At 58.7% G+C, this 11,249-nt stretch carries 9 protein-coding genes; 1 reads left to right on the top strand and 8 read right to left on the bottom strand.

What is annotated here, in order from left to right:
- Positions 1 to 313 precede the first annotated feature (313 nt).
- Positions 314 to 796, bottom strand: a complete 483-nt coding sequence (locus tag ACP7BO_RS23415; RefSeq protein WP_426212916.1) for an Lrp/AsnC family transcriptional regulator — start codon at positions 794 to 796, stop codon at positions 314 to 316.
- A gap of 136 nt (positions 797 to 932) precedes the next feature.
- Here ACP7BO_RS23415 and ACP7BO_RS23410 point away from each other — a divergent pair, with 136 nt between their 5' ends.
- Positions 933 to 1,559: a LysE family translocator gene (locus ACP7BO_RS23410; RefSeq protein WP_426212915.1), complete on the top strand. Its 627-nt coding sequence runs from the start codon at positions 933 to 935 to the stop codon at positions 1,557 to 1,559.
- Between the two features lie 22 nt (positions 1,560 to 1,581).
- Here ACP7BO_RS23410 and ACP7BO_RS23405 read toward each other — a convergent pair whose 3' ends face one another.
- The 7 genes from ACP7BO_RS23405 to ACP7BO_RS23375 form a co-directional block, all read right to left on the bottom strand.
- Positions 1,582 to 6,270, bottom strand: coding sequence for an AAA domain-containing protein (locus tag ACP7BO_RS23405; RefSeq protein WP_426212914.1), 4,689 nt, complete (start codon positions 6,268 to 6,270; stop codon positions 1,582 to 1,584).
- A 364-nt stretch (positions 6,271 to 6,634) separates the two neighbouring features.
- The gene (locus ACP7BO_RS23400; RefSeq protein WP_060695443.1) at positions 6,635 to 7,213 is read right to left on the bottom strand and encodes a TerD family protein; all 579 of its coding nucleotides are present in this window, start codon (positions 7,211 to 7,213) and stop codon (positions 6,635 to 6,637) included.
- Positions 7,214 to 7,250: 37 nt separating this feature from the next.
- Positions 7,251 to 7,826, bottom strand: a complete 576-nt coding sequence (locus ACP7BO_RS23395) for a TerD family protein (RefSeq protein ID WP_003439428.1) — start codon at positions 7,824 to 7,826, stop codon at positions 7,251 to 7,253.
- 26 nt (positions 7,827 to 7,852) lie between these two features.
- The gene (locus ACP7BO_RS23390) at positions 7,853 to 8,896 is read right to left on the bottom strand and encodes a TerC/Alx family metal homeostasis membrane protein (RefSeq protein ID WP_060695447.1); all 1,044 of its coding nucleotides are present in this window, start codon (positions 8,894 to 8,896) and stop codon (positions 7,853 to 7,855) included.
- A gap of 7 nt (positions 8,897 to 8,903) precedes the next feature.
- Entirely contained in the window at positions 8,904 to 9,353 is a 450-nt protein-coding gene (locus ACP7BO_RS23385; RefSeq protein ID WP_060695449.1) for a tellurite resistance TerB family protein, read from the bottom strand.
- A 66-nt stretch (positions 9,354 to 9,419) separates the two neighbouring features.
- Positions 9,420 to 10,613: a TerD family protein gene (locus ACP7BO_RS23380; RefSeq protein ID WP_426212913.1), complete on the bottom strand. Its 1,194-nt coding sequence runs from the start codon at positions 10,611 to 10,613 to the stop codon at positions 9,420 to 9,422.
- Positions 10,610 to 11,200 carry a TerD family protein gene (locus ACP7BO_RS23375; protein ID WP_426212912.1) on the bottom strand — a complete coding sequence of 197 codons (591 nt, stop codon included), beginning with the start codon at positions 11,198 to 11,200 and terminating at the stop codon, positions 10,610 to 10,612. The genes ACP7BO_RS23380 and ACP7BO_RS23375 overlap by 4 nt, the downstream gene beginning before the upstream one ends.
- Positions 11,201 to 11,249: the final 49 nt, after the last annotated feature.

Here is an 11,249-nt window from a genome sequence, read left to right as displayed (position 1 = left end):
ATGTATCGCGTTACAACACTGTCAGGCCTCACAGCTACAACGATTATCGATCGCCAGTCACGAGGGAGCGGCTGGCGGCGTAAACCTTAACTGGTGTCCAAGATTACTTGACCAGTTCAGAATGCCTCTTGTGGGAGCCTGGCTTGCCAGCAATTGGCTGTGCGGGGGCAGAGAGTAAAACCGCGTCGACTGCATCGCGGGCAAGCCCGCTCCTACGGGGGGTTTGTGAGGCCGAATGCCTCGTGTGGGGGCCTGGCTTGCCGGCGATTGGCTGTGCGGGCCCTAGAGTAAAACCGCGTCGTCTGCATCGCGGTCACGCTTTTGGGCCTTTGACCGGCCAGGCCACGAACGGCTTGATTTCCTTGAGTACGAACATGCTCTGCATCTCTTTGATTCCCGTCAGGCGCCGGATCACCGACATGGCAAAGTCGGCAAAGGTGTCCAGGTCACGCGAGACCACTTGCAACAGAAAGTCCGCGTCGCCACCGATGCTGTAGCAAGCCACCACGTCTTCGAGGGCCATGACTTCTTGCTCGAACTTGCGGGCTTCGACTTCGCTGTGGCGATCAATGGTGACCCGCACAAACACCAGCACCCCCAGCCCGATCTTGCGGCGGTCCAGTACCGCGCGGTAGCCCTGAATCACTTTGTGCTCTTCAAGCTGGCGCACCCGACGCCAGCAAGGCGAGACCGACATGCCGATGCCATCGGCCAGGGTCTGATTGGTGGTGCGCCCATCCTGCTGCAAGGCCGCGAGAATTCGGGCGTCGATTGCGCTTAACGTCTGCTCGGTCATAAATACCTCCCTGTGCATTTTTATCGGTAAATCTGACCCACATTAAGCAGACCCACAACCTGAATAGACAAAATTATCCAGCACTTGAGGAATATCCTTACTCCTACAAAAAACCTCGAAAGGACACCCCAGGATCATGCTTGAATTTTCTCAGGTACTCACTTACACCGCCGCCCTGGCTGTTGCCGCGGCTATCCCCGGGCCCGGCATGGCGGCACTGGTAGCCCGCAGTGTGAGCGGCGGGGCCTTGCCCGGTTTCAGTTTGTTGCTTGGGTTGATTCTGGGGGATTTGATTTATTTATCGTTCGCGGTGTTTGGCCTGAGCCTGGTCGCCCGGAACTTCGATGCCCTGTTTGTCCTGGTACGCGGCTGCGCTGCGCTGTATCTGGCTTATCTGGCCTGGCAGTTCTGGAAGGCAAAACCCCAGCCGGTCACAGTAGGCCAACCGCTGAACAGGCAGGAACTGTTCAGCGCCTGGCTCTCAGGCCTGACCATCACCCTGGGCAACCCGAAAACCATTGCCTTCTATCTGGCGCTACTGCCGCTGGTGATCAACCTGCAGGCGGTGTCCCTGCAAGTCTGGGGCGTCATGCTGGTGCCGCTAACCATTGCTGTTTTATTTATGGTCGGCGGCCTGTTTGTGCTCGGTGCGGTACGTATCCGCCATGTCCTCGCCAGCCCGCGGGCCCAGCAAGGCCTGTTCAGAGGTGCAGCGATCATCATGCTCGGCGCCGCAGCGGCCATGCTGGTTCAGGCCGCCTGACGCCGGGCGCGCACGGCTTTGATCAGGCCATCTGCGGGGCAGACAGGTCCGGTTGGGGATCACTGGTTGCCGGACCATCCGGCACCCAGAACAGGAACGGATCTTTGGCCGGACGATGGTCGTAAGGGCGCACTGCCCCCTCCCCGCCGGCGCGCTTGAATCCATACACCTGACGCCGCTCGACATGAATGCTCGGGGCTGCGCCTTCACCACTGCACGGTTCGATATTCATCGCCTTCAAGGTGCTCAGCAGGTCATCAATAATCAGCTGCCGATTGAGGGTGAAGGCCGATGCAAAACAGCGCCAGAAACGCCACCCGGCACGCTCCAGAATGCGCTGGCGGCGCATGTCGCTGTCCCAGCGGTCGGGGCCGTGGAAGCGGTCGCCGTCACACTCGATTGCCAGGCGACTGTCGTTGTCGCCTTCGACCACCATGTCTATGCGGTACGCGCCAACGCCGACTTGCGGAATCACTCGGTAGCCACGCCGGGTCAGTTCATCGTACATGTCGCGTTCAAAACCGGACTCGCACAACTCGCGCAAATCGCTGACCTGTTCGGCATCCTGAGTAAAGGGCGTTTCGAAGTGTTCAATCAGACCACGGCGCAAAGCGTCGACCGCACTGAGGTCGGTCAGCTCGACACTGCGCACCAGGTACATGCGGTCCCGCGCCCGGGACGCCGCCACGTTGAAACGCTGGGCAATCGAGTCGCGGCTGTTGGCAAAGCAGTCGCCGGGGGAAGCGACCAGCGAAAGGAACATCACGTCGCGCTCCTTGCCCTGGAAAGTACGCGCATCGCCACAGCTGATCTGGAACCGGGTGATGACTTCTTCGCCCAGCTCCCGGGTCAGTATTTGCATGATGGTTTGCGCTTGCTCTGCCCCCAGTAGCGAGACCACGCCGATACTGCGCCCGGCGATCTGCGGCAGTGCGATCAAACGGCGGATCTCCTCGACAATCACATTGGCTTCACCGAGGTTCAACTTGCCCTTTTTCACGCCGTCCATGACCAGCAGATCAATGAGCGGCGGGTCCAGACGCTCGGTCATCAGCGGCAGGCGCAGAGGTTTGAGTTCGTGGTTGTAGAACTCGCGCTTGGAGTATTCGATGATCGGCGCCACGCAGCGAAAGTGCTCGCGCAGCATGGTACCGCTCTTGGCAAACACCACTTTGAACAGGTCGTACAGCGAGCGCTCGGGTGACATCAACGGTCGGTAGAGCCCGACTTGATTGCCCAGAAAGCGCGTCATCATGTTCTGCACCCGCTCCTCTTCCATGCCGATACCGTCGGGGGAAACCTGCTTGTCGTCGCCCACCACCAGCACTTTTTTGGCCCGCAGCAGGGCCGGTAGCGCGCTCAGATCGGATTGCGAGGCTTCGTCGATAATCACCAGATCGAACGCGCCGTACTGCGCTGGCAGGCTCTCGCAGATCCGGTAGTGCGGCATGATCCAGCAGGGAATCGCCGAAATCGCCACATCGGCAGCCAGTCGCGCATCCTGACGATAACGTCCGGCCCGCACGCCGGTGCCCTTGCCAATCTTGCGAATGGCCGTGCGGTATAGCTCCAGCGCAGCCCTGACGCTGGGGGTAGCGTTTTCTGACAGTCGCAGCCAGGTCCGCTTGACCACCGCATCCTGATACAGGCGCGACAGGCTCAGCTCCAGCTCTGCGCGCAATTTAAATAGCCGCTTGAGATCTTCGCGCCCGTCGATGCTGTCCAGGTAACTGGCCAGCCGGCTCAGGCGCCATATCTCCAGGCAGTTATCCGGGAGCAAGGCATCCACCGGCCCGGTGCACGGTTCTTCACGTAACCGGGCAGCCCAGATCAGGCCCCCGCTCCGGGCAATAACCGCGGTCACCTGCTGAACCGTATCGAGGGCGGCCGTGAGCGCCAGGACGCCGCGCAACTGGTCCATCAACGCGGACCACTGCACCTGTATCTCAGCCACTTGTACGCCCGGCTGGCCGAGGCTCAAGTCCAGAAACCCTTGCAAGCGTTCGCTCACTGCACCGCCACAACCGGCCAGTGCCTTGTTAAAGGTTTCCTTGATGACCCAGGTGGCTGCCAGCCGCTGGCGCATCAGGTGATGACGCAAAATGCTTTCACCCTGGCCCAGTACCGCCTCGTCAGTGCGCAGGTTGTTCACCTGTGGCCACTCCGGGAGCAACTGGCGCAGTTCGGTCTGAGCACGGGTTTGCCAACGTTCGGCGCGCACAATATCGTCGAACTGTTCAATCGCCCGGGCAGCCGCCGGCAGTTGCTCGGCATCGGCCTCAAACACCGGAAGCGGCATTTCGGCGGCCAGCGCATTCCAGCGCAGCAGCAAGGTGCGACTGTGCAGCTGAAAGTGCACGAAGCCTTGCACATGTGCCCAGTCCTGCTCGCTTTGCGGCTTGCTGCCGAGCACCACGATGGTGTCCAGCAACTGCTTTTGGCTGCCCTTGCCGATCAGGCCGGACAACCCGAATGGACGGCGCCCCTGGGCCAGGTTATCGATGGCGGCCAGTACCTCGGGCTGGGTGTGCAGCTCGAACGGCAGGCTCACCGGCCGTGCCACAAATGCTTTGCGCCCCGCGAGGGTGTCCTCGATTTCGACCTTCAGGCTGTCGAAAAGCGCCAGCACATCACTGTTGCCGTTGCGCATCAACCAGGCCTGCATGGCTGGCACCCAACCCTGTTGCGCAGCCGTGATAGCGGTGCGCAAGGCCTGCAAGTGGCCGATGTGTTCGAGCAAGGCCTGGGCCTGCTCCAGGGTCGGCCCACTGCTGTCCAGCAGTCGCGGCACTTCGCCGATGCTTTCCTTGTTTTGCAGCTGGCTTTCCTGCGCCAGATCCTGATGGACCTGAATCAATGTCTGCGCATCCGGAAAATCGGCCAGTTGCGGGACTTTTTGCCCCAGATAAGACAGCGCATCCTTGAGCTCAAGCCGCGCCTCGCGCAAGGCGATGATGTCTTGCAGGGTGAACAGCGCACGATGTTCTGCGCCGATGCCGAGCCGGTCAGCAAAGCGGTTTATTTCGTCCTGGGCAGCGGCCACCTGTAACGCGGCATGGGTGGGGCTCAGACGTTCACCGTCGATTTCCAGCTCTGAAAGATTACGTTCGGCCCACTGGGTGATTTCACGATCAACGGCGGATATCTGACCGTGGAGCGTGTTGATTTCGTCATCAATCTGGCCGATTTCACGCTTGTACAGCGCCCGATCAATTCGTTGCACCTCAGCCGAAATCTTCTGGATCGCGAACTCGAACTGCTTCATGCCGTCCGCTTCGCTGCTCAGCAAGCTGATCGCCAGCGGACGAATATCTTCGGGGAGTTTCTCCTGCAAAACGGCCAGCGCCGGATCCTTCATGGAGGTGACCAGCACCCGCTTGCCATTGGCCAGGTAATGACTGATGACGTTGGCGATGGTGTGGGTCTTGCCGGTGCCGGGCGGGCCTTGCACCACAACCCCGTCGTGCACCTCCAGCAACTGGATGATTTGCACTTGCTCGTCGTTGTAGGGTTTGGGGAAGTACAGCTCGTGCACTTTTGACGCGGCTGCATCCGTACCCTGGGTGCCGCTGACATAGGACAAGCCGCGAAACGGCGGTAGAACCACCTCCTCAAGCACGTTTGAAGGCTCGGTCAAAATTGCCTGCAATGCAGGCGGCAAATGATCGAGGTCCTCGATCCCGGCGTCAAAGCGGCCCAGGTCCTCAATAAACATATTGCTGTCGCGGGCGCGGGCAAACAGGGTCCAGGTATCAGTGACGCACAAGTGCTCGGCAGCCTTGGGCACAGAGCGGTCCCCGTCGGCAATTGTCACCGGCAGAAACTGCCCCTGGGCATCGAGCAATGACGATGCCGAACGGATCACCGGGTCGTAGCTGGAGGGGTTGAACGGGCTGATTCCCGCCTGGTCCTTCTTGAAAAAATCCTTGGCCAGCTTGTCCAGGGCACCGACCCCGGCAATATCAGCGGCCACATAGGCGTCCACTTCAAGACGCGGCTCGGCGACCCGCGGGCGCACTTCGAGCGCCATGCTGTCCGGGTTGATGTCGATCTCGACCAGTTGACTGATCAGCGGGTAGTGGATGACGCCGACCTCGGGATGTTCCCACGTCGAAACGCCCATGCCCCACACCAGCTCCAGCTGTGCGTCCCCCAGGTTGCCCTGCATCTGCTGCACCAGCAAAAACAGTTCGGCGTAGAGCTCGATACTTTTGCGCCGCTGCTTTTCTTCTTGCGCCCACATTCGCCAGGCAGTCTGACTGTAGGACTTGAGCTGAGCCTTGATTTCACCGGCTTCCAGGCAGTCTTCCAGATTGACCCACTCATCCTCCACGGGCTCTTCACTGCCCGGGGTGCCGGTGAGCGTTGCGGGTTCAGTCAGGACGCCACTGGCGCGCAACGCCTCGCGCGCCACCCGATGTTTGAGCGCAGGCTCGACTTGCGGCGTGCCCTTGAGCTCAATCCACAGCCCCAGCAACGGGCTGAGCGGCGCAGGTGGCCGGGTCTCGTGCAAACGCTCGAGCCGAAGCCAGATTTCATCTTCATCGCCCACGTGAACATCCAGACTGACACCCGGTAATGAGCGCAGTTTTTCTTCACTGGCACTGAATGTGTTGTGCTGGCTGACGGTTAACGCGGGGCGCTTTTGCATGAGCGCGGTCTGTTTGACGAACTCAATCAGACTGGCGAGACGTGCACGTACTGTATCCATGTCGGGGCTGAACCACTTCGATGAGAGGGCGCGGTAGTGACTGAAAAAAACCTGAAGGCGCCGAAAAAGGTGAAAAACTCACAAGTGTCGACACGATACAGAGGTTCAGGTTGTATTCAGATACATCATTTTGTAAAAAACTGCTCGCTATACAAGACGGTCCGCTTATTCCAAATAAGGTCATCCGTCATGCCCGCCTCACCCCTGCGCCTGGGCGCGGCTGATAGCACCACTCCTGTAGGAGCGAGCTTGCTCGCGATCTTTGTTAAAAAAGCTCGCGAGCAAGCTCGCTCCTACAGGTGGTTCAGGCATAAAAAAAGGCCCTCCCCGAAACCGGGGAGGGCCTTTTGCATAACGCTGGGGTTTAGCCCAGGTTAACGCCAAAGTTCGATGCCAACGGTGCCAGACCGCCTGCAAAACCCTGGCCGATTGCCTTGAACTTCCACTCCTCGCCATTGCGATACAGTTCGCCGAAGACCATGGCGGTCTCGGTGGATGCGTCTTCGCTCAGGTCAAAACGTGCCAGCTCTTTGTTATCCGCCTTGTTCAGTACGCGGATGTAAGCGTTCGATACCTGACCGAAGTTCTGCTTGCGGCCATCAGCCTCATGGATGGTCACGGCGAAAGCCAGTTTCTTGGCTTCTTGTGCCAGGCCCGCCAGGTTGACGTTGATTTGCTCATCGTCACCCTCGCCAGCGCCAGAGCGGTTGTCGCCCTGGTGCACGACGTTGCCGTCCGGTGAGGTCTTGTTGTTGTAGAACACAAAGCTGCCGTCGTTCAGCACTTTGCCGCTCTCGCCAACAATGAACACCGAGGCGTCGAGGTCGAACTCGGTACCGTCAGTGACGCGAGGATCCCAGCCAAGGCCAACAATAACTTCTGTCAGGCCAGGTGCTTCTTTGGTCAGGGAGACGTTGCCGCCCTTGCTCAGACTTACTGCCATGTTCGTGAACCCTTATATAAAAAGATGAATGGGTCGATTAAAACTTCAGGCCGAAGCTTTCAGCCAATGGCTTGAGGCCACCGTTAAAGCCCTGGCCTACTGCGCGGAATTTCCACTCGGCGCCATTGCGATACAGCTCGGCAAAGATCATTGCGGTTTCGGTGCTGGCATCTTCTGCGAGGTCATAGCGAACAACTTCGTTGTTGTTGTCCTGATTGACCAGACGGATGAAGGCATTACGCACCTGACCAAAGTTCTGCTTGCGAGCGTCGGCTTCGTGGATGGTCACAGTGATCGCGATCTTGTCGATCTCGGCAGGCACTTTGGACAGGTCGATCTTGATCGCCTCGTCGTCGCCGTCGCCTTCACCGGTGCGGTTATCGCCGGTGTGCTCAACCGAGCCGTCGGTGCTTTTGAGCTGGTTGTAAAAAATGAAATCGGAGTCAGCGCGTACTTTGCCGTCAGCCTTGAGCAAGAAAGCGCTCGCATCCAGGTCGAAGTCTTGACCATCGGTGGAGCGAGCATCCCAGCCCAGACCCACGAGGACTTTAGTCATCCCCGGAGCTTCTTTGGACAGGGACAGGTTGCCGCCTTTGGAAAGGGAAAGTGCCATGTGTAATTCTCCTTAGTAATGTGCGATCAAGCGTTCGTATCGTTTTTAACGTCGGATGGCTCTTCTTTACCGGGAAACATGATGCTGGCCACAACACCGATGGCCAGTACCACCAACACCACGATCAGGCTGGTGTTTGGATCAATTTCATAGCCATGGCCAAACAGGTGGTCGGTTGCGTTCAAGGCCAGCTTGCCGGCGATAAAGAACAACAGCGCGATAACCGATTTTTCCAGGTGAACCAGGTAGCGCTTCAGCGCTTCGAGAACGAAGTACATGGTCCGCAGGCCAAGAATGGCGAACATCATGGCCGAATACACGATCAACGGTTCACGGCTCACTGCGATCACTGCAGGTACGGAGTCGAAGGCGAACAGGATGTCCGATACCTCGACCACTACCACACACAGAAACAACGGTGTCGCGAACAAGGTGCCTTTGGCAGCCAGGCTCATTCCCTTGTTCTGCGGCTTCGTGATCTCTTTTTCAAGCTCTTTGCGCGAAACAAAGAAATTATGTCCGTGCAGCTTCGGCCAGACCGGGAACAGTTTTTGCGCAAAGCGGTAGGCCATGTGCTTGGAGTAATCCTCCTCTTCGTCCTCTTCCTTGCTGCGCAACATCATGATTGCGGTCCAGGCCACAACCACCGCAAACAGCACTTCGACCCAGGGACCGAACGCCAGCAGGCCAGTACCGATTGCCACAAAGATCAGGCGGAAGACGATGGCACCGATGATGCCCCAGTACAGAACGCGGTGACGCAGCGCATCAGGCACCTTGAACCAGGCAAAGATCGCCATGAACACGAACAGGTTGTCGACGCTGAGAACTTTTTCCAGCGCATAACCGGTTACGAACAGGCTGGCCACACTTGGGCCGTGGGCGTAGTACAGGTAACCCGCAAATGCGAGCGAGATCAGCACCCAGAACACCGACCAGACGGCGGCGTTGGTCAGCGTGACCGGTTTATCGCTTTTGTGGGTGAACAGGTCGATTGCCAGAGCAATGACCGCTAGCGCCACAAATACAGCGATGGTAGTTGGCGGAAAGCCAATTGCCGTGTTTTCCATGATGTCCTCAGAGATCAAAATCGCCAGGGTTCAACCCCAGCTCATTGCAGATAGTGCGGCAAGCAGCCCGCTCACTTTCATCGAAGTTGCCGTCGGCACTGCCGATTGCGCAGCAAACACGCACCAGCAGACGGGCAGCATCTTCTTTTTTACGCAACTGACCGATCGACTTCAGGGCTTCTGCGCGACCGATCTGCTGATCAAACTCAAACTTGGCGCAGACCTCATTGAAAGACTTGATCACGTCCTTGACGTCAAAGGCCTTCAACTCATTGGAGTTCTGGATGAACCCGACCATCTTCTGCTTCTCGTCGCTGCTGATGTTGCCGTCGGCAGCAGCCACCAGCGCGCATCCGGAAACCACGGCTTCCATGAACTCGCGGTTCTTGAATTTGCTGACTTCCGCCGAAAGCTTGTCACGGGCAGCGGTTGCATTGGTTTTCAGCCATTCGAGCATTGGATTCACCTTGTCAGAAATTGAGTGAGTGCCGCCGGCCTCGGCCGGCGGCCAATTACATAACGCTCATTTGGACCCGGCAGCCCAGCGCATGCCCCAGCCAAATGCTTTGTCCATGTCCGAGTGCCCTTTGAAAAACTCGACCTTGCGGTTGACCTTGACGCTGCCACCGACGTTTTCGAGCAAGGCAATGGCGCACATGCCCTTGGTGCCGCCCTCTTCGCTCAGACGCACTTCAATTGGCGGCTCGCCCGGGATGTACAGGGTAATTACGCCATCGGTGGCCTGCCAGTTCGGGGCGCCCTCATAGATGAATGCGTACACCAGCACGCGCCGCATCTTGCGCCACTCCTTGCCGTTGATGCGCAACCACTCGCCGTCGCTCACGGAGCCGGTCCGGTCGTCGCCCATCAATTGAATGAACGGCTCGTCGCGAAAATCGCCAAATGCATTGCCCAGGGCCTGAACGGCACCCTTGCGCCCGTTTTCCATTTCGTACAGGCAGCCTACATCGAGGTCGATACCGCCCGACTTGCCGCGCAGCGAGGCAAAGAAACCACCGCCGCCGCTCGGCGTGGTGCGGTTCCAGTTGAGGTTGATCTTGATCTCGCCAAAATCACCGTCCTTTTTGTCCAGGCTGATCGAAGGACGCTGCTTGTCGAGGGTGATCTTCGACAGGTTGACCCTGGATGCCGGGGCAGGTGCAGCTGGTGGTGCAACCACTGGTGCGGGCGCTGCTGCAGGAGCTGGCGCTGGCGCCGCAATATCAACGCCGAAGTGCTGGGCCAAAGGCGCCAGACCACCGGCAAAACCCTGGGCTACGCAGCGGAACTTCCACGCCCCCTGGCGGCGATAAAACTCGCCGAGGATCAACGCGCTTTCCTGCATGCCCACCGTCGGGATCGGGGCTTCAATGCCGCCGGTCACAGACACATTAAGCTGCGGGAACGCGTCGAATCTGGCCTTGTTCTCGTAGATGGTCGCGGTCAGTGCAACTTTATCGATGGCCGCGTCAATGGCGTCCAGATTGAGGCTGAACACGCTGCGCCCCGGTGCGGACTCCACCAGTTTTACGGCGCCGTTGTTGACACTCTGCTGGCCGAAGAAGCACATGTCATTGTCACCACGTACCTTGCCCGACTCATTAAGCAGGAAGGCGGATACGTCCAGATCAGCACCCGGCACCGGGGTATAGGTGATGGTGACGCTCGGGGTGCCTGTGGTCACGGCGATGTTTGCGCCTGGAGTCAGAGTACTCATGGGCGCACCGCACTGGCGGCTTCGTTGCTCAGGTCCTGTGCTGTGCGACCGTTGGCAACCGTACCGATGGCCGTCAGGTCCCAGCCCGCAGACGTGCGGCTGAGGTAAGCCATGACCACGCCGGTATGACGGCCCTTGTCTGAAAGGTTGAAGCGCGCCAGTTCTTTGCCGGTCAGCTCATCAACAATGCGGCAGTAGGCATTTTCTACAGCCTCGAAGTTTTGCCCGGTGAACGAGTTAACGGTGAACACCAGATGACTGACGCCCGCCGGCAGCTGTTCAAGGTTGACCAGAATCGACTCATCGTCGCCATCGCCCTCACCCGTGCGGTTGTCGCCGGAGTGAACGATGGAGCCGTCAGTGGATTTGAGCTGGCGGAACCACACCAGATCCAGCGGTTGTCTGGCACTGTCGAGCAGGATGCATGAAGCGTCCAGATCGATGGCGGTATCGCTGTTCAGTAATTTGGCAAAAAAGCCGATCGGCTTGACCGGGTCCCATCCCAGGCCCATGCGGATTTTCTTAAGACCGGTTCCGGCTTCTTTCTCGAGAGAAATGGTTTGGTTCTTGGATAGCGAAATGGCCATGAAGCGTCTCCTTGTCTGCACTGAAGCACGATAGGTTGGTGCTGATTAT

It is taken from the genome of Pseudomonas sp. TWR2-1-1 (assembly GCF_049897045.1).
GTDB lineage: Bacteria > Pseudomonadota > Gammaproteobacteria > Pseudomonadales > Pseudomonadaceae > Aquipseudomonas > Aquipseudomonas versuta.
The sequence above is the reverse complement of the archived record's forward strand: the minus strand, read 5'-3'. Positions and strand labels throughout refer to the sequence as shown.